Below are 20,074 nucleotides of genomic sequence, written 5' to 3'. Positions count from 1 at the left end.
CCGAAAGCAAAACAACTCATCTATTTATCAACACCAATAAGGATCGAATATGAAAAAATCATACGTACTCATCGCGATTGCATTGAGCTCATCTCTAAGCGTTTCATCAATGGCAAACGCTGCGCTCGGTGGAACACCAAACATATCTAAGGCGCATCTGGAGAAACACTGGAATGGAAAACAAGGTCCTCAATCCACTCTTGTCGCTGGAGCGCTTCTACATTGGACAGCCGATGCGTGTGGAAAGCTTAACGGTCAAACCTCCGATAAGAATAAGTGCTCACCTGAAGCTGAACAAACGTCTAACTAATCCCCCCAACTTTCTTTTTAAAATTATAGTGAGAATGACACAATGAAAAACATCACAACAAACACACTTGTTCTACTGACTACCCTAGCATCACCTTTTGTTTTGGCTCAAGGTGGTGGATCGCTTGGAGGTAATCCATCGGTAGAAGCGGGAGCGGTTAACGTCAGTGTAGGCAAATGCACTCAGTACAAGCTGGATGTGAAAGCAGCCCTAAACGCAGGTAAACAGGCATCGTCGGTTACGGTTCCTAAAGGCTGTGAAGCTGCTGAAGGAAGCTAATACCACTAACGATAAATCACATAAAAACGGGTAGCACAATGCTACCCGTTTTTTTTGAGCTCCTCTATTCAGAGAAGACCTGATTAGTTAGAGGCGTTCTTGAAGGCTTGAAGGTGCCGGTCATTAGTACTCAACATCAAATCTAACACTCTACCGAACCATACATCTATTTAAACTTTCCGATTAGATTTGGTTTATCATGCGATACAGAATCCTTCAGAAATTCATTAACTACTTTTTCTATTTTTACGATTAATTTTTGGTCAGTTGTAAAAAAACCTAAAGGAACATGAACCGGACTAAGATCAGGCAGTGATAAGTGATAACTTACGGCAGCAAACTCATTACTTAAGAGTAAAACCTCGACGTTACCATTAAACAAGCCATTTCTTATGCCCTCACAGAATTCAATGCTACCTAGTTTGTGTTTCCACGCTTTCCCTGCTTGCCTTTCAACATTCTGATGATCATCACATGGCAAATACACCTTCAGCTTATAATTGGTATTTTTCGCATCCGCTCTATAGTTAATCAGACTATCTCTAGCTTTATTAAAGCCTTCACTCATTCCCCAATAGCGGGTATTAGCACCAAACCAGTATAGTTCTCTTGTTTTTTGTGTCTTTTTCTGGGACTTGAGTTTCTTTAAATTGCTCTCAATAATACTCCATGGTTGATTTCCATATAATGGACCAACCAAAAGCTCATACGGCTTATCAAAAGAGCCTGCTACCATTTCCGCGAGCATTCCACGAAAGTCGATACTCTCACCTTTAATAAAACGGCTAACAGACATATCTTCAAGAGCATCCCATGCAGCAGTAATACTATCTAAGTTGTTACCTAATCTGATATTGTCAGTTTCTTGCGCAATAGCCTGTGTAATTGCCTCATCATTCTCATAAAGCTTATCAACGTAAAAAGGCTTAATACGACTGTCTAAATCTATCTCAAATTTCCGTTTAACTCTGTGAGAGATAGTTTTCTTTCTAGATACTTTATCAACAGAATAAAGGCTAGGTAACGAGTTATCATGAGTCTTAATTACCCCCAGCTCACCTTTCTCTACTAGCCGCTGAAAGTGTTTAGTAAACATCGCTCTTGCATGCTGTTCACTTAAGCTTTGCACTTCATGATTAACATTTAAACGAAGGCCTGTATGCCAATTTTCATGCTGATTTTTGACTTTATTAAACCCAGCGAGTTCAAATGAAACAGAAGAAGTCCTAGACTGTGGCTTTTCGATCATAGGTTTATCATCCAATGATGAAAAATACCCTTTCGCCAGTGTGGTTAGAAATAACTTCCCTTCGTCAGAATATGCAACCTCACCCTTACTAATTGGTTCCTCAATAGCAGCCGCTAATTCACGCTGATTAAAGCCAAAAAATGAGGATAGTTCAAACTTAGAAAGCGGTGAAATATAAAGTGCTTTAAGCAAAAACTCTTTTATGAACGGAAAGCCTTGCTTACTTAAGTAAGAGTATTCAATGCCAAATGTTTCAGTAGGCACAATATAATCTACTTCATTAAATTCAATCGTTGTATTTTCCATAAGAGTTATACCGCCTTCTTAAGTTTTTTGGTTGTAATGTCTACAAAGCGATACAAGTCTTCACTAGCGTTTTCTTCCATAAACTTAATAACCTTACCAAATGGCAATTGGCTATTCTTTCCTTGCCACATTCTCTTATCACCAACAATCACCAAACGATCCATTGCTCTTGAAAGACCAACATTAATTCGGTTGGGTAGTTTTAAAAAACCTGAACCTTGCTTTGGCTCTGAACGTGTTACCGATAAAATAATGACGCGATTTTCTTTGCCCTGATAACTATCTACGGTATCTATTTTCAATAATTTTGTAAGTTCATCAGACAAAGAGGCCTTTTTAACTTTCTGTCTGATACGCCTTTTCTGTTCGGCGTACATACAAATCACACCAATAGCAGCTTCACCTTCTTTTACTTGCTCAAGTAATGAATGAACAAAACTTTCATTTTCATCAACCTGTTTGAGCAAATCGACAATAGCATCAGCTTCTGCATCATTGTAAATGCTTCGACCAGAACCTGTTTGATGAGATGCTTTTTTATTTAAATTTGATGTATCAAGCCACGTTGTAGCTGAACTCAATGCTTCGGGCACATCACGGTAAATATCAGGGATCTTTCGTTCACCATTTTCTAACTCACCACCATAGAAACACTGAGAGACCAAAGTACCAATCGCAGGAGCCATTCGATACTGTACAAGCAGTTTCGCACCTACCTGTTTCCCATAATCACTTTCAAACGCACGAGCAAAATCACTTTCAATTAATTCATCGATATCATTCGATGATTGAATACCTAAATGTCTCGCCAACGCTTTCTTATGAGGATCGGTATAAAGAGGAGGTAACTGTTTGTGGTCCCCCACTAGTAGCACTCGTTTGCCAACCTGCATCGCAATTGCTAGCTCACTTGCAATGGAACGAGCCGCTTCATCAATAATGATCCAGTCATATTGATTACTTGCTATATCAATATTCCAGTTGCCAATACCAACACAAGTACCTGCAACCAGTTGTTTTGAACGAGCCAAAAATTCATCCATATTAGCATTTCCAGATTGCATAACTCGTATCATATCTTTCGACAATTTCACTAGTCGTTGAACTGAGCTAGAGATATTTAGCTCAATAGCATACTCTTGATTTAACTCTTTAATTAAGCCGTCATGAACATCTCTTAAGTTATCATGCCAATCTTTGTTGGTACGTATACTCTGAGGCAATCTACTGTTAATTAATGACTTTCTTTCCCCAATTTGTTTTTTAAGCTCTTTCTTCTGTTTAGCTACTATCTCTTTATCATCAAGTGCTATTAATGCACTTTGTTGCTCGGTAATGTGTGAGAGTATTTGCTTATCTAAGGTTAAATAGGCTTCTAAATAATCAGTTGGAGCTTTTAATGACTTAGCTAGGTTCAACACTCGATATTTTAATTGAGTTTCAAATTGTTCTACTTTTTGACTAACAATATTATCAGAATATGCGTCACGTAATGAGTGGGAAATGGTTGATTCACTTCGACTAAAACGCACAACATCAAGCTCCGTTTTTAAACGGCCACAGTGTTTTCGAATTCGTTCAGCAGCAGTATTCACGGCTTCATGTGACTGACTTACCAATAGAATTCGCTCAGTGCCTTGTTTTTCAATTAAGTAATGAACAAAAGCAGCAATAAACTCGGTTTTGCCTGTGCCCGGGGGACCTTGCAGCATTGAAAGTGGGCCAAACCTTAGAAGCTTTTGAAAAGCTATTCGTTGTTTATCATTGAGCTTAATAGCATTACCGTTATCATCTTTTCGATCATAACGTTTAAAATCTTCATCGGTGACAGTTAAGTCATAGTCTGTAGGCGCTAAGTCACAGTCAGGCTCAAAGTAATCGGATAAATTTTCTACAACTGAGTCTTGTTCAAGAATACGAGTTAATGCGTTCTTTCGTTTATTGAAAGAAGACTTATCTGCTTTACTGCGAAAGAAAATGATATCGTCTTCAGTTAAGCGGTGAGCTCTCTTCGAATAGCGGGATAACTGCACTCTATTCAATCCTGAGGCCGATAAATTAACTTCGCCAATAAAGTAGTCCTCTTCATCATTAACGATAATTGCTTCAACCTGATCTTTAGCGGTAAAGCCATCAAGTGGATCTTTTTCAGCTTCGTATGACAGTATAAGGATATCTTTATCATCTTTATGTGTTCTTGGCTCGCCAATAAGCTCTACATATGGATGAGATTCAGTCTCTGTTTTAAGAATTGCCTTCCAAAGATCTTTGGTCGATATTGGCTTAACACTATGTTCAGCCTCAATAGTATCGGTGGGGGGCTCAACTGAAAGAGGCTCTACTTTTCTCTGTTTTAATTGAAATTGTTTAACTGCGTTTTCGAAACTATAAAACTGTCGAATACGTCTATTGAGTGCTTCTAGATTACTTGCTCTACCTTGAGTGATACGAATAGCAAAAGGAAGTTCTAAAACAGCATTTTCGATATCTCTAGGATAAATACTATCTCTTGTTTTAGGAGCTAAGCCATGTTCAAAAGTGAAACTTACTTGATCGAAGAAAAGCCTAAAGAAGCCACCTAATCCACAAAAGTTCATTACCAAACCCGAGGCTTTTTTATCACTGTCTTCTATCGAAACATATAACTTACCGTTATCAGGGTATATTGTTAGAGGATCAAAGCTTTCTCTTGCTCCTCCTATTTCAATATCAATCGTTTCAACCGATGGTTGTGCTGTTTTTTCTGGGTTTAAAACAGCATCTTTAAAACGAGTTAATTCTCTAAAGCCAAAATCAACATCTTCAAGTTCGTGAATAATGGCTTTGCTAACTGATTCAAAGCTTGAGCTCTCAGTTCCCCAGTCAATTTCCAGTAGTTCTGCGCTTATTTTCATTACTGCATAATTATCACGTTCAAAGGCTGAACTGTGATCGATATCCGCAGGGCTATATTCAGTATTAAGCAACTCTTCTGCATCATGATGAAAATCTAAAACATCAATAATAAAAACGTCACCATGTTTATCTACCAGAACGTTCTCCGGTTTTAAGTCGCCATGTGCAATGCCTAACGAGTGCATATGCTCAATATGGGCAACTAAGCTTTTCACAATATCGTTTCTGCGATTACGCATACGGTAAGGATCTATAGTTTCCCCTTCAATCCACTCATTGACCAAATACAACGAGCTATCTCGTGCGGTAATACCATAATCAACAACGGTGGGAATAAAACTTAAATTAAGGCTTTGCAGTTTTTCTACTCGCTCTAAAAACGATAACGTGCGAAGACCAAGACCAGCATTAATGTCAGTAGGATTAATATTATTCCAAACTTTTACTACACCAGTGACAGCTTTAAAGACTTCTTTTGAATCGTTTGCAGAAATTTCTTCTAATTCAGGGTGCAATTTGCTTATTTTGCTAGCCTTAACAAATCGCTCTAGCTCTTGCGTTGAAAAGCTAAAGGCAGCTTCTTTACTTGGTTCTTGTTCAACCAAAGCATCTAAAAACTCACCAGCATTAGCAAAATCTTTACCGTTAAGAGCTCTTAATAACGTGTCGCCATACCACGCATCACATTGTGAAAGGTCAACCTCTAACGATTTTTCAAGCGCAGGTGTTAATCGTTTGGCTTCAAGAATTGACCACGCAATAATTGCAAGGCGAGAAACATCATAATGATAGGGAGTTAGCGAAGGCGTAGCTTGGTTGTATACCGATAGCTCATCTCGAACGTCACCCACGGTTTCTTTTTTGCGAACAAAGGCCGAAATAAAGTTTGAAAGCGCAACGCGCTGCCCAGTACTTAACCAAATACTGTGTTTACCAATGTCTCGGTGAGCGAGTTGTAGGTGGTGCAAATCTGCAAAACGAGCGATTAACACCCTAACTAGGTTAACACGCTCATCAATGGATAAGTTTTCACCATAGGTAATAATAAAATCATTAAGGCGTTCATGGCCGTGAGGAAGCTCAACAACCTCGTTGTATTGTGAGGTTATCTTCTCTTTAGTCGGTATTGTTAGTGAAGAAACACAATGCTCGTATAACTCTCTATTTTCTCTTTTTATTTTGGTGAGTACTTCACGTTCACGAGAAGCAATTTTTATACGTCCATCAGGGGTTTTAGCATCATGATTTGATAGTTTATCAAAATCCCAGCTGCGGATAATGGCACGATCATTCTTATCGGCCTCACTTTGAGCAAAGTACTCTTTATATACTTCATTAGGGTGCTCAAAAATCTGCTCTTGCCCTAACCAGCCATCAACGGATAACGGCCTTGCTTCTACTTTCTTATCATTTAGCAGCAAGCTTTTCTCTAGCAGTGGGACATCGTTTAACAAAACTTCGGACTTAGAATGAGGGTCAAAGCGTTCATTAAATAGTTTCTGATTAGTGCATAACTTACAAAAGTCATTCAAGCTAAGTGTTTCAGCGAGTTCTTTTTGGTTTAAGCCAGAAAAGTTACTGTTGCCAGTCATCACGACTAACGAATATACACGTGGTGTGAAGTTAGCGTTGCTAAATTTTCCTGCAAATGGTTTAAGTAAATTTCTCAGTAAGAACTCTTTATTGCGAGTGACCTCAACAGGCGATTTCCCTCTATCTTCATTACCCCAAAACCATTTCCCTCTATTTGAAGTAACAGGTTTGCCGTTCCAGTGTTTAAGTTCAACAATAAGAATATTGCAGTGGGTTACTATCAGTAAATCTATTTCGCCTTGCTTATGTTTATTGACAAAGCGAAAACCTGCGTAACCTTTCCAGCCCTCGTTAAAGGACTTTTTTAAAACTTGCAGGGCTTCAAACCCCTGTCCTTTATTTGCACTTTTCTGCTTTTGCGCATTTGGGGTACTCAGCACATTTTCAATTTTTTTAATTGCATCGATTTCGTGGCGTTCAAGGCCACCATCCCAATATTTGATATCCATGTATTTTCTTATTGTTTACTCATCATTCAAGGAAAATCCACTTACATAAGGAGCGACATATAGAAGAGTCACAACGCACAGGCCTAAAGCAAAATCGCCCTCATACTTTCAATTATATAGATCTAGCGTTTCTAAGTGGGGAGTTTAAGCTATTGCTTTTATTAAAATTATATTATTTACATGTACAACTCAAGTCATAGTCATAAGTTATGCCACTTGCACGTCATTAAGGAGTAACGTTTATCTCAACGTATCTAACTGAAGATATATGTTATCTATAAAAACGCTTAACGCTACCTTAAAGACGAATCACCACTCCTAGGGATAAAGCATAAATACGACCGCACAGCCTGCTAGCGGTTTGCCAACAAGCTGTGCTCTATCTTCTTACTCGGCTTCTGCCGCTTCAACGGCTAACAGGTCAGCCATGTCATTACCCTTATCACCTGAATGGGCTTTGACCTTTCTCACCTCTACGTATTTCTGTGAACGCAGTTCGTCGATTTGTTGCCATAGATGACGGTTCTTTACTGGCTTCTTGTCTGACTTGCGCCAACCTTTATCCTTCCAGTTATCTAACCAACCGTTATACCCCTTCACACAAAAGTCACTGTCTGAGTAGATGACATCGCCATCCTGCGCATACTCTAGACCTTCGATTAAGGCCATTAGCTCTAATTCTGCATTGGTGGTACTGCGTCTGATAGTGATGCCATCTTGATACTCTAGTTCACCGTGCTCATTAAAGGCTGCAATACCAATTCCACCCTGTGTGCATCCGTGTTGATTGTTTGGTGCTGCGCCATCTACGTAAATTGAAAAACTCATTTTATTTCTCTCTCTAATTGAAAAGGGAGCCCTCAATGGCTCCCTGTTGATGTGGTCAGTATGTTTGCTGTAAATTGGATTATTCTTGGCTCTCTCGTAATCCCAAGCATGATTCCATCCAATCATCAATCTCACCATCAACCCAAGCAACAGCTCTATCTCCAAGGTTGACTGATAATGGAAAGTTACCGTTATTCATTTTTCGGTAAATCGCTGAACGACTTAAAGCCGTTTTCTCCATCACTTCTTTTAACTTTAGAAATCTCATTGGGAATGGTCTCCTGTATTTTGTATATACCCATGAGATAAGCCACCGCTGTAAAAAAGTGCGGTGGGGTTAATCCTCGCTAGAGCCAAAACAGTAATGCTCTTCTTCCCATGCCTCAGCTAAACGGCTCATGCGATGAAATACATTGTTCTTTACTACGCTACTTTTACTCTTGCAGCGCGTCCCTAAGCCGTAGTTACCTCGGTCGTTAAATAATACCAATGAACGCTCTTTGCCTTCGTAGTGGCTCTGTACAGCTTCTTGCCATGCCTCTTTAAGGTGGTTGGCTAATTGATTACGTTTATCCCAACAGATAGCGGAGCCAAAGTACTGGTTGTAATCAAGCAAGAGTATGACTTGGTAATTGTGTGAGGGGGATTTATCGGCTCGCTTACGCCACGAGCAATAGAGTGAGTCTGTATTAAGTTTCTTTTTAAGCTGGTGGATGTAGTCATTGATGATGGTTAAATCGGTGTCTGGGTGGTCTTTAGGAAGGTATAGCCCCAAATGCATGACTAACGTGAACTCAAACTGCTCTAGTGCCTGTTCAAAGAGGTTGGTCATACTCGTAAGGGCAGATTCATACAACCCGTGCTCACTGTAGATCACGGGATAATCGTTAAAGGTGGTGGAATGGGTTATTGCTGGTGTATGGGGAGTGCGGGGCATGAGACAGTACCTATGGCTAGTTGAATGACATAAGTACTGCTTGTGGTGTGATTTTTTAGGTTATCGACGACTGCAACCAAAACTCGTACTACGGTTATCGCCGTGTTTGGTGGTGAGCTTCGCGAGACGACTCATTCGATAGAAGAACTCGTTTAGCTGTAACGGGAACGTTTCTGTGTCGGATAAAAGCTCAAAACCTTCATTGTTAGGGGAATACGCTAACCCTGAGCATCGTTGGTTAGAATGAGCTTCCATCACCCTATCCCATGTCTTTCTTACTTTTTTGTAGAGAAAACGCCCCCAACTATCTCGACCTGTTCCTAAGCTTTGGAAGAGCTCTCGATCAAAAAGCAAGATAAGATGATACTGGCTAGTGGAGTCACACTCCCTCGCCCAGATATAGCGGATCATCGTTTGTGGATGTTGATAGGTATCATTGGTGTATTTATCCTTACAGAGTTCATTAGTCTCCGATTCTAAAGTACGAAAGAAATGGGCAAACACCGTTAGGTAATCGCCCCTGAATTGACTCGGTAGGTTTAGGTTGAGGTGAACAGCAAAGAGTCTCGGATATTGATTTAGTGCTTCAGTCAGTACTTGATCGATATCCGCCAAATACTCAAGGATAAGACCACCCTCGTGGTAGTAGAGTGGCATTCCTTTAAACGTTCGGTCATGAGTGATGGTGAGGTGGTTAGACGCTTCTGAGTGATGTTGAGTAGCGTTGAGCTGATTTGGCATTCTAGTATCCTGTGGTTTGTTGTTAATCCCACAGGAACTGTCACTGCAGTAATTTTTAAACTACTTATGACTATGGCCGAAATTCCGTCTACCGCTACCAAAGTGTTTCGTGTCTTCTTTGGCTAAATAACTAATGTGCTTAAATAGCTCATCAAACGCGTCGTCAAAGTCATCAGAGTTACGGTTCAAGCGATGAATAACCACGCTGTCACTATTCTTCTTTGAGAAATGTACTAATCCATTTGCCTCTTCATAATCAACACCGACGACTCTCGCCCATGCCTCCACGATAAAGGAGCCTAAATTATCATTTGGCGTTTGAGTTTGTCCCAACCAGTTAAATCTGTCCTTATTGAACATGAGTAATAAGTGATAGTGATCATTCATTGAGGTAGAGCGCTCTCTAACCCAAACATTTCGAACTTTGCAGGGATGAACCCTACCACCCTCTTGTCTTTTTTTTCGCTTTCCAGAGTAAGCTATCTGTGACTGCAACGAGCGGATAAAATCTGTGATGACATTGCCACACTCTTCATTGGCTCTTAGCTTTGGAAATCTCAAATCTACACGGATAGCCATGAGGCGAGGATAGTCATCTAATGCTCGTTCAATGGTGGCGTGCATTTTTTCTAAGTAGTCGAGGTACAGTGGACCGTGTGCCGTCTGGATAGGATGACCAAGAAAGGTTTTCTTAATGGTGAGTCTAAGGTTTTTGTTTTTTCTAGAACGAACATTCATTCCTATCTACTCCTGTGTTGAGGTTCATAGATAGGTCGATGCCGTTATTTATAATGGTGTACTGTGAGTCACTTGGTGTGACTCAGGGATACGTGATGATGTAGTCGTGTACTAGGTATGGTAGATGTTTAGTTATTAACGTAATAATACTAACCAGACAGACATATCCTCCTTCCCCCGATCAAGGTTTAAAGCGTTTCAATTAGGCTTTCACACTATTCAAACCAACAACAAGCATACAAATAATCAACAACTGATGGTGCATTTTTATAGGAATGAAATACCCCTTCGCTTTCAAGTTACATGATGACAACTGAATACAAACAAAGGTGATAGGCTCATTTAACACTCCGGGTTATCTCAAATAACGCTCCTTCATCAACTAATCAAACTGATTCACTCCTATCATCTCTATTTCATGTTTTTATTTGAGAAGTTGGATGACGTACTCCCTTAAAGTTTGATTTTATACCAAAAGAAAGCAGTACTAATTTTTGCAAGACGACACTTCTCAACTACATGCTCAAACAAATTTTTCATAGAAGAAATAACAATAGATTACTGTAATACAAAACACCAAAATGTAGAACTTCTTAAAATAAACCTTATAGCACCATGATCAAGTATAGGGCCCACCCCATCTCAATCAATGAAAATTCTTGCCGAAATATTTCGATTTTTCTTGTCTATAATTTGTAATTTCCAACTGAAAAATATAATGTATTTCTTTCGAAAATGCCTACGAGAGTGCATGACTTATGAAAGGTCCTAGCTATCGATTTACCCTTGTGCGAGATACGGCTGATAACACTCAGCTTCGCTTTTACATAAGCTACCTATACTTCAAACAAAACAATCACCTATTAAATGGCTATGACTTATCTGTTATGCAACAGCGCGGTCTCAAGCATCACTTCACTGAAATTGTTGCTGAAAAACTAGACATTGAAACAGAAGTGTTAGAGAACGGAAGTTTCAGTCTTGATGTGAAGGAGCAGCTACAAACACTCTTGAATGACCTACTTTACATAGCAAAAAAATGCATAATTCCAAATTTCTATATATCTTGGCTCAACAGTACAAGGGCGGATTTTTTTCTTTACTCACTAATTAAACTATCCATAAAAAGCAACATACTGATAACAAGCAACCGTTATTCAAAAATTTATATAGGTCAGGTTTTTTGGCCTAAATTTAACTCTATTGGACACCAAACACGGGAAAGTAAGCTGCGTGATATTAAACGGAAAAGAATTGTTAAGGATAGGGAGCGTGAAGGAAAAGCCTGCGATCCTGAGCTGGTTGATCAGCTAGTCGACAAACTTATAGTAAAAGATAAAGAAGAAATAACTAAGATCCAAAAGGAGTATGAACCATACATAGAAGCCTTAAGGCCAATAGAACACTATGACCCGGTAAATGACCCGAATGCTATAGAAAAAATGATTGATCACTTCCATACCATTGCTTTTACAAAAGAAGCATATCGTTCTGAAAACATACGTTTCATCACGCAAGCTAAGCGGCTCTATCAGCAATGTTATGGCAAAGTGCCTGCATCTCGAGGCATTATGAAAAATGATAGTAGTGAGCTGATTAACAAAACCTACGAAAGACTTATTAAACAATACAGTATCCTTCGATTTTATCCGCCAGTTGAAAACCCTACCATTAGGCAATACTGCATTATCTCATTTCTTGACATCCTCTATACTACGACGAAGAAAGAAGAATTTGAAGATCGGTTCAAACTGATAGGAGATAAGTTTTCCTTAGACAAGAGTGAGTGCAAAGACTTCACTCTAACCTTTTCTCAAAAGCAATGGGATATGCTTATCGGTATAACTGAATCAAAGTATCCATCAAAAATCAAACAAGCTCTCAATAAAATAATCAGGCAAGAATATAAGAGTCTGAAAAAGACGAAAGAAGATTAACCATTTAAATGTCAGATGCAAATGGCAACGAGCAGAGCAGCCCTCAAGGTTAAAACTTATAGCGGTAAAGGGGATAAATATAGGCATCTCCCCCTTTACCCTACGACATTATACCACTTCGGGAAACTGAACAATATTAGTCTTAACGTTTACTATCGAGTCTAACTCATCAGCCCAGCGCTGTAGCCACTCTCGACACTCAGCTTCATAGCGGTGCAAATTATATGTTCCCTCAATGCCTTTAACACTATGCCCTAATACTGCTTCAGCAACTCCCGTAGGGCATCCCATACGTGCTAATTCCGTTCGTACTGTTCGTCGTAGATCGTGAGGAGTCCAAAGCGGCATATCAATCATTAATCCATCTCTACGCATTCGCCACGTATACTGAGTTAGTTGTTTTTGAACTACGTGAGAACCTCCTTTAGAAGTAGAAAAAACATAGATAGATTGAGGGTATGATTTAACCTCTTTCCATTTACGTAACCACTGAACAGCTTGAGAAGGCAGCTGAACATAACGAGAGTTACCATTTTTTGTTTCAGTTAAATAAATGGTGTTCTTATCAAAATCAATCTGCTGCCACTCTAAGTCGCAAACCTCTCCAGTACGACAGCCTGTCCACAGCGTCATTCGGAGAATACCTCTTATGTTTTTAGAAAAACTCGAATTCGGCAACCATTTGATAAATCTAGATAACTCAGAATGGTCTAACACTCTCTTACCTTTATTATTAGTCAGCTTAACCTTACTCTTCTTAAACTTATTAATAGCCAACAGCGCTGGATTGACAAAGTTTTCAGGGAGATAATCCATACCAATAGCATACTCATAGGCACTGGATAGCTCTCGTAACACAGAGCCTGCTTGTACTGGCGCACCTCTATCAATGATCCCTTGAATTAAATACGTAATGTCACTTTTGCCGACTTCCATAACAGATCTATCTCCAAGAAGAGCGACAATATCAACATACAAGGTTCGTCTAACTTCTTTTTGTCCTTTTGCCTTACGAGCTCCTGAGATCACTCCACCAGAAGAAGTAAATCTGTCTTGAATATAATTTTCTAAATAATGATCGATCACATCTTTGAGAGTAATGCTATTAACACGCTCAGTCTTTAATAACTTACGCCGCTCTTGTTCTTGCCTTTCTAAGTCAGCCTTTGGACATATTCCCCGCTCTCTTATGGCTTTCATTTCGCGAAGCTTAATGCGAGCTTGCTCAAGTGACATATCAGGAAAGATACCTAGCTTAATCTGTACAAGTTTACCACCTGACTCTGGGCTTCTATAGCGATAGGTAAAAGTTTTCCTGCCCGTCTTTCCACAGGCTATTCTTAGCCCTCGGTTTTCTCCAGTATCAGACAAGACACCTTTCTTAGCCGTTAGCGCCTCAATTGTCTTATTCGTTATAGATTTGATATTCTTCTTATCAGCCATTTATCGGGGTCCCTTATCGCAATATTGTGCGGCGATTGTATTATCTAGTATAGGAAATAAAAAAACTACACTTTTACCTACACTAATGATCGCGCTGTAGTGAAATCCTTTGATACTTAGTGGGACTTGTTGAAGATCCCATAAATTCATAACTCATTGATTTAAAGTAACTTAATGCAAAAAGAAACCACTAAAAACAAAGACATAAAAGCAGCGCATACACCTATGATGCAGCAGTACCTAAAACTGAAAGCAGAAAACCCAGAAATTCTGCTGTTCTACCGCATGGGCGATTTCTACGAGCTTTTCTACGATGATGCTAAAAAAGCTTCTCAACTCCTCGATATTTCACTGACTAAACGCGGTTCATCAAACGGTGAGCCTATTCCTATGGCGGGTGTTCCTTACCATGCCGTTGAAGGGTACCTTGCAAAGTTAGTACAACTTGGTGAATCCGTAGCAATTTGTGAACAGATTGGTAATCCAGCAACTTCAAAAGGCCCTGTTGAGCGAGCTGTTGTACGTATCGTTACACCCGGTACCGTGACCGATGAGGCATTGCTTTCTGAGCGCGTTGATAACCTGATTGCAGCCATCTACCATCACAACGGTAAGTTTGGTTACGCGACACTGGATATTACCTCCGGTCGATTCCAACTCTGCGAGCCAGAAACCGAAGAAGCAATGGCCGCAGAACTGCAGAGAACCTCACCACGTGAGCTACTGTTCCCTGAAGATTTCGAACCTGTCAATCTAATGGCAAGCCGTAATGGCAACCGCCGCCGCCCGGTATGGGAATTTGAATTAGACACCGCTAAGCAGCAATTGAATAAGCAGTTTGGTACTCGCGATCTGGTTGGCTTTGGCGTAGAAGGTGCGAAACTGGGCCTATGTGCGGCTGGTTGTTTGATCCAATACGTAAAAGATACCCAACGTACTGCCCTTCCACATATCCGTTCTTTGACGATGGATAAGCAAGATCACTCGGTGATCCTTGATGCTGCGACTCGACGCAATCTAGAGATCACGCAAAATCTTGGTGGTGGTACTGATAACACCCTTGCCGAAGTACTTGATCACACTGCGACAGCTATGGGCAGCCGCATGCTTAAGCGTTGGTTACATCAACCAATGCGCAATATCTCTGCACTCGATCAGCGCCTAGATGCGATTGGTGAGATGAAAGATTTGGCTCTATTCACAGAGTTACAGCCAACCTTAAAGCAGATTGGTGATATCGAACGTATTCTTGCTCGACTGGCACTTCGCTCTGCTCGCCCTCGTGATATGGCACGACTTCGCCAAGCGATGGAATACTTACCAGAGCTTGCTGAAACGCTAACGCAACTTAAGCACCCGTACCTGACTCAACTTGCTCAATATGCCTCTCCTGTGAATGAGGTTTCTGAACTGCTTGAGCGTGCAATCAAAGAGAACCCACCGGTGGTTATCCGTGACGGTGGTGTGATTGCAGAAGGCTACAATGCCGAGTTAGACGAATGGCGCGACCTTGCAGCTGGCGCAACCGAATTTCTTGATAAGCTTGAGCAAGAAGAACGTGAACGTCATGGCATCGACACGCTTAAAGTTGGCTACAACAACGTACACGGTTTCTTCATTCAGGTAAGCCGTGGGCAAAGCCATCTTGTACCGCCACACTATGTTCGCCGTCAAACGCTGAAAAACGCTGAGCGTTACATCATTCCTGAGCTAAAAGAGCACGAAGACAAAGTACTTAACTCTAAGTCGAAAGCGCTCGCTATCGAGAAACAGCTTTGGGAAGAGTTGTTTGACTTGCTACTGCCGTATCTAGAGCGCCTACAAAACATTGCCTCTTCGGTATCTCAGCTTGATGTTCTACAGAACTTGGCTGAGCGTGCAGATACCCTTGATTACTGTCGTCCAACCATGACTGAGTCTGCTGGCGTACAAATTCAGGCCGGTCGTCACCCTGTTGTTGAACAAGTGATGGACGAACCTTTCATAGCTAACCCTATCGACCTAAATGATCAACGTAAGATGCTGATCATCACTGGTCCCAACATGGGTGGTAAATCGACCTACATGCGCCAAACGGCACTCATCGCATTAATGGCTCATATCGGTTGTTATGTTCCTGCAGAAAGCGCGACGATTGGTTCTATCGACCGTATCTTTACCCGTATTGGCGCATCCGATGATTTGGCTTCTGGTCGTTCAACCTTCATGGTTGAGATGACAGAAACGGCGAATATCCTGCACAATGCCACACCAAATAGCCTAGTGCTAATGGATGAAATCGGTCGTGGTACCAGTACTTACGATGGTCTGTCCCTGGCTTGGGCAAGTGCAGAGTGGCTAGCCAACCAAATCAATGCGATGACACTGTTTGCAACGCACTACTTTGAGCTAACTGAATTGCCTAACCAACTTCCAACTTTAGCAAACGTACACTTAGATGCGGTTGAGCATGGTGACAGCATTGCCTTTATGCATGCAGTTCAGGAAGGTGCAGCAAGTAAATCTTACGGTCTAGCGGTTGCAGGTTTAGCTGGCGTACCGAAAGCGGTGATCAAGAATGCTCGTGCGAAGCTGACTCAACTAGAAGCGTTAAGTATCGAGTCGCCAACATCGAAGCCAAGCGGTGTCGATATCGCAAATCAACTGAGCCTGATCCCAGAACCAAGTGAAGTGGAGCAAGCGCTAGCGAATGTTGATCCTGATGATCTAACTCCTCGCCAAGCATTAGAAGAACTTTACCGCTTGAAGAAGCTGCTTTAGTTTCTTACCAAGTAGCTTGTTATTGCCGAACTGTTATTTTGATTAGACGGCATGAAATACCAAAGCCACAAACAAAAAAACGCTGACTTAAAGTCAGCGTTTTTATTTGTCTTCGATTTAGAGAAGCATCACTTGTTCAATTAGTCGTTTTCTACGTTGAACAGGTTTTCCATATTCAGACCTTGCTTAATAAGAATCTCACGTAGACGACGAAGACCTTCAACTTGGATTTGACGAACACGCTCACGAGTCAGGCTGATTTCGCGGCCTACTTCTTCTAATGTTGACGGTTCATAACCCAGTAGTCCAAATCGACGTGCAAGCACCTCTTTCTGTTTCGGGTTCAGTTCATCAAGCCAGAAAATCAACGAGTTCTTGATATCGCTATCTTGAGTTGAAACCTCAGGATCTGAATTGTTGATGTCTGGAATAATATCCAACAGCGCTTTCTCACCGTCACCACCAATTGGCGTATCAACAGAGCTCACTCGTTCGTTTAGACGAAGCATCTTGCTCACATCACCAACCGGCTTATCTAGCTTAGAAGCAATTTCTTCTGCCGTTGGTTCATGATCAAGCTTTTGTGATAGCTCTCTTGCAGTACGTAGGTAGATGTTCAGCTCTTTCACAACATGGATTGGCAAACGGATAGTGCGAGTCTGATTCATTAACGCACGTTCAATGGTTTGACGAATCCACCATGTCGCGTAAGTTGAGAAGCGGAAGCCACGCTCTGGATCAAACTTCTCTACGGCGCGAATTAAACCTAGGTTGCCTTCTTCGATTAGATCGAGAAGTGCAAGGCCGCGGTTGCTATAACGACGTGAAATTTTTACCACCAAACGCAGGTTACTTTCGATCATGCGTTTACGTGCTGCTTCATCACCGCGTAGAGCTCGACGTGCGTATAGCACTTCTTCTTCAGCGGTTAGTAGTGGTGAGAAACCGATTTCGCCTAAGTAGAGTTGAGTGGCATCTAAACTTTTAGACGTAACTTCAACTTCTTCTTTCGCTTCGGTTTTCTTAGTGATTGTTCGTTTTGCTTTTCCAAGAGCTTCCGGTTCCGTGGTTGCTTGGTCAAGATCGAACTCTTCTTTGGTTACTGCATTGCTTATACTCATAACGCCTCCCCCTGGCGAAATTAGCATGACATTACAACTTCATATGTCGCTAAATGACTATGTCACTCCATACAATACGTAATTTTTGCATATTGTATTTAAGGTAAATATCGTTTTGGATTAACGGATTTACCTTGGTAACGAATCTCAAAGTGCAGCCTAACACTGCTGGCTCCAGAGCTTCCCATTGTTGCAATCTTCTGCCCTGGTTTCACACTTTGCCCTTCAGATACTAGTAGTCGGTCGTTATGCGCGTATGCACTTAAGTAATTATCATTGTGCTTCACAATCACTAGATTGCCGTAGCCTCGTAGTGCATTACCCGAATAAACAACCGTTCCCCCTGCAGTAGATACTATTGGCTGACCTCGCTGTCCTGCTATGTCTATGCCTTTATTTCCTTGTTCGCCTACAGAGAAATTCTTGATTACTCTCCCTTTAGTTGGCCATAACCATTTGGATACTTTATCACTTGTTGGTTTGGTGGACGGTGTAACATTCTGTTTACCTTTAGAACCAACATACTCCTTTGATTTAGATTGTTCAACCTTCTTTGGTGGATCTTTTTTCACCACTTTGGTGGTAGTTTGAGCTGGAGCTGGTTTAGAGTTTTTGCTCTTTTGTGGTGTAGTTTTCGGTTTACTTGCCGCAGATGACGTTGTGGATGCGGCGACAGGCGCAGCAACTGCTGCTGCCGCTACCGTTGACTTGCCATACGCTGGCGCGTTGTAGCTGGGACGCCACAACTTAAGCTTCTGCCCCGGGTGGATAGTGTAAGGAGCAGACAACTTGTTATAACCGATAAGATCTTTAACGTCTTTATTGGTGACATAGGCGATGAAGTAAAGGGTGTCGCCTTTTTTAACTTCATAGTAACTGCCACGATAACTACCACGATCAATCGATGAGTAATTCTTGTTTAGGCTTGAAACGGGCGCAGGCGAATTCGCTGCACACCCAACAAGGGCACAGCTAAGCAGTAAAGTACTTCCTTTTAACAACTTCGAACGCATCGACTCTCTATCCACCTACACCATTAGTCTTTTATTAAGCTAGCTCACCAGGAACAAGAGGTACAAATCTCACCATCTCGATAACACTCGATAAAAACTCATCGCCGTGTCGAACGATCTTCAATAGTTGCTGTTCGTCATCACCGACTGGAATCAGTAAACGCCCGCCATCTTTCAGCTGTTGCAGAAGCGCTTGAGGAATCGACTCTGCAGCGGCGGTAACAATAATCGCATCAAAAGGGGCTTTTGAAGACCAACCTTGCCAACCATCACCGTGCTTAGTTGAGATATTGTAGAAATCGAGTTGCTTCAACCTACGCTTGGCATCCCATTGTAGCGACTTTATTCTTTCAACCGAATAAACATGATCAACAAGTTGAGCCAATACCGCAGTTTGGTAACCAGAACCCGTTCCGATCTCCAAGACACGGCTATCTTGTTGTAATTCAAGTAGCTCTGTCATTTTAGCAACAATGTATGGCTGTGAGATTGTCTGACCCTGACCGATAGGCAGCGCATTATTATCATAGGCTTGGTGATACATCGCCTGTGATAAAAAGCTCTCTCTCGGCAGTTGGTAGATCGCATCAAGAACCTTTTGATCCTGAATACCATTTTCAATCAGAAAAGTAATTAAACGCTCAGCTTGCGGATTACTCACTTACTTTTCTCCTAACCATGTTGCCATCGCACCCAGCGACTCATGCGCCGTCAGATCAACTTGTAACGGTGTTACCGACACAAAGCCATGCTCAATCGCGTAAAAATCGGTGCCTTTACCGGCATCTTGTTCTTTGCCCGGAGGACCAAGCCAATAGATATCGTGACCACGCGGGTCTTTTTGCTTAATCATATCTTCAGCGTGATGACGAGCACCTAGGCGCGTCACCTGAGTACCAGACAGTTGTTCTAAGGCTAAATCAGGAACGTTTACGTTCAACAAGCGGTTGGTCGGGATTGGGTTTGCTAAATGCTGTTCGACAATACGACGAGCAATCGCTGCCGCTGTCTTAAAATGTTTTTTTCCCACCAGAGAAAACGCGACCGATTGAACGCCTAGAAAGTGCCCTTCCATTGCTGCAGCCACCGTGCCTGAATAAAGCACGTCATCACCAAGGTTAGCACCGTGATTAATGCCCGTTAATACCAGATCAGGCATATCATTCTTTAGCAGTTCGTTTAACGCAAAATGCACACAGTCAGTCGGTGTTCCTTGTACCGAATAGGTATTTTCAGCAATCTCTTGAACACGCAGAGGCTGTTCTAAAGTTAATGAATTTGACGCACCCGAGCGATTACGGTCAGGGGCAACAATGATAACTTCAGCAAGATCACGTAGCTCATTTGCCAGCTCATGAATACCTTGAGCGTGCACACCATCATCATTGCTAAGTAAAATCTTCATCTTGTATCCTTTCTTTTGTTCCCATGCTAAGCCAAGTCACTTAAATTCCAATATCAAGTGACCCAGCTCC

16 protein-coding genes are annotated in these 20,074 nt (G+C 41.4%); 4 read left to right on the top strand and 12 right to left on the bottom strand.

All coding sequences use genetic code 11. The features are described 5' to 3' along the window. The first annotated feature begins 49 nt into the window (after positions 1-49). A complete protein-coding gene (locus AB6E85_RS19185; protein WP_372143706.1) occupies positions 50-310 on the top strand; it encodes a hypothetical protein in 261 nt (86 codons plus the stop codon). A 42-nt stretch (positions 311-352) separates the two neighbouring features. After that, on the top strand, positions 353-589 hold the full coding sequence (locus tag AB6E85_RS19180) for a hypothetical protein (RefSeq protein ID WP_372143704.1): 237 nt from the start codon (positions 353-355) through the stop codon (positions 587-589). A gap of 166 nt (positions 590-755) precedes the next feature. On the opposite strand, the gene AB6E85_RS19175 is transcribed toward AB6E85_RS19180, so the two are convergent. From AB6E85_RS19175 to AB6E85_RS19145, 7 genes are all read right to left on the bottom strand, one after another. After that, positions 756-2,144, bottom strand: a complete 1,389-nt coding sequence (locus AB6E85_RS19175; protein WP_372143702.1) for a hypothetical protein — start codon at positions 2,142-2,144, stop codon at positions 756-758. A 5-nt stretch (positions 2,145-2,149) separates the two neighbouring features. Beyond that, entirely contained in the window at positions 2,150-7,081 is a 4,932-nt protein-coding gene (locus AB6E85_RS19170; protein WP_372143700.1) for an AAA domain-containing protein, read from the bottom strand. 387 nt (positions 7,082-7,468) lie between these two features. After that, positions 7,469-7,909, bottom strand: coding sequence for a ribonuclease HI (locus tag AB6E85_RS19165; protein ID WP_372143698.1), 441 nt, complete (start codon positions 7,907-7,909; stop codon positions 7,469-7,471). Positions 7,910-7,988: 79 nt separating this feature from the next. After that, positions 7,989-8,177 (bottom strand): AlpA family transcriptional regulator, encoded by a 189-nt coding sequence (locus AB6E85_RS19160; protein WP_076655945.1) that lies wholly within the window; start codon positions 8,175-8,177, stop codon positions 7,989-7,991. 69 nt (positions 8,178-8,246) lie between these two features. Beyond that, positions 8,247-8,846 carry an inovirus Gp2 family protein gene (locus tag AB6E85_RS19155; protein ID WP_372143696.1) on the bottom strand — a complete coding sequence of 200 codons (600 nt, stop codon included), beginning with the start codon at positions 8,844-8,846 and terminating at the stop codon, positions 8,247-8,249. Positions 8,847-8,906: 60 nt separating this feature from the next. Then, positions 8,907-9,587, bottom strand: coding sequence for an inovirus Gp2 family protein (locus tag AB6E85_RS19150; protein ID WP_372143694.1), 681 nt, complete (start codon positions 9,585-9,587; stop codon positions 8,907-8,909). 60 nt (positions 9,588-9,647) lie between these two features. Continuing rightward, positions 9,648-10,325: an inovirus Gp2 family protein gene (locus AB6E85_RS19145; protein WP_372143692.1), complete on the bottom strand. Its 678-nt coding sequence runs from the start codon at positions 10,323-10,325 to the stop codon at positions 9,648-9,650. A gap of 758 nt (positions 10,326-11,083) precedes the next feature. Between AB6E85_RS19145 and AB6E85_RS19140 the strand changes: the two genes are divergently transcribed. After that, entirely contained in the window at positions 11,084-12,262 is a 1,179-nt protein-coding gene (locus AB6E85_RS19140) for a hypothetical protein (protein WP_076655935.1), read from the top strand. Positions 12,263-12,370: 108 nt separating this feature from the next. Here AB6E85_RS19140 and AB6E85_RS19135 read toward each other — a convergent pair whose 3' ends face one another. Further along, entirely contained in the window at positions 12,371-13,705 is a 1,335-nt protein-coding gene (locus AB6E85_RS19135; protein ID WP_372143690.1) for a tyrosine-type recombinase/integrase, read from the bottom strand. Positions 13,706-13,879: 174 nt separating this feature from the next. On the opposite strand from AB6E85_RS19135, the gene mutS reads away from it, so the two are divergent. Beyond that, entirely contained in the window at positions 13,880-16,465 is a 2,586-nt protein-coding gene (gene mutS / locus AB6E85_RS19130) for a DNA mismatch repair protein MutS (RefSeq protein WP_372143688.1), read from the top strand. A 140-nt stretch (positions 16,466-16,605) separates the two neighbouring features. On the opposite strand, the gene rpoS is transcribed toward mutS, so the two are convergent. The 4 genes from rpoS to surE form a co-directional block, all read right to left on the bottom strand. After that, complete coding sequence (gene rpoS / locus AB6E85_RS19125) at positions 16,606-17,586, bottom strand: RNA polymerase sigma factor RpoS (protein WP_372143686.1); 981 nt, start codon at positions 17,584-17,586, stop codon at positions 16,606-16,608. Between the two features lie 98 nt (positions 17,587-17,684). Further along, a complete protein-coding gene (gene nlpD, locus AB6E85_RS19120) occupies positions 17,685-18,599 on the bottom strand; it encodes a murein hydrolase activator NlpD (RefSeq protein WP_050620526.1) in 915 nt (304 codons plus the stop codon). A gap of 34 nt (positions 18,600-18,633) precedes the next feature. Then, the gene (locus tag AB6E85_RS19115; protein ID WP_017059029.1) at positions 18,634-19,260 is read right to left on the bottom strand and encodes a protein-L-isoaspartate(D-aspartate) O-methyltransferase; all 627 of its coding nucleotides are present in this window, start codon (positions 19,258-19,260) and stop codon (positions 18,634-18,636) included. Then, entirely contained in the window at positions 19,261-20,004 is a 744-nt protein-coding gene (gene surE / locus AB6E85_RS19110) for a 5'/3'-nucleotidase SurE (RefSeq protein ID WP_372143684.1), read from the bottom strand. Positions 20,005-20,074: the final 70 nt, after the last annotated feature.

This window comes from Vibrio sp. 10N.247.311.51 (genome assembly GCF_041467855.1).
GTDB lineage: Bacteria > Pseudomonadota > Gammaproteobacteria > Enterobacterales > Vibrionaceae > Vibrio > Vibrio coralliirubri.
Note: the sequence above shows the minus strand (reverse complement) of the source record. Positions and strands in the feature narration are given on the sequence as shown.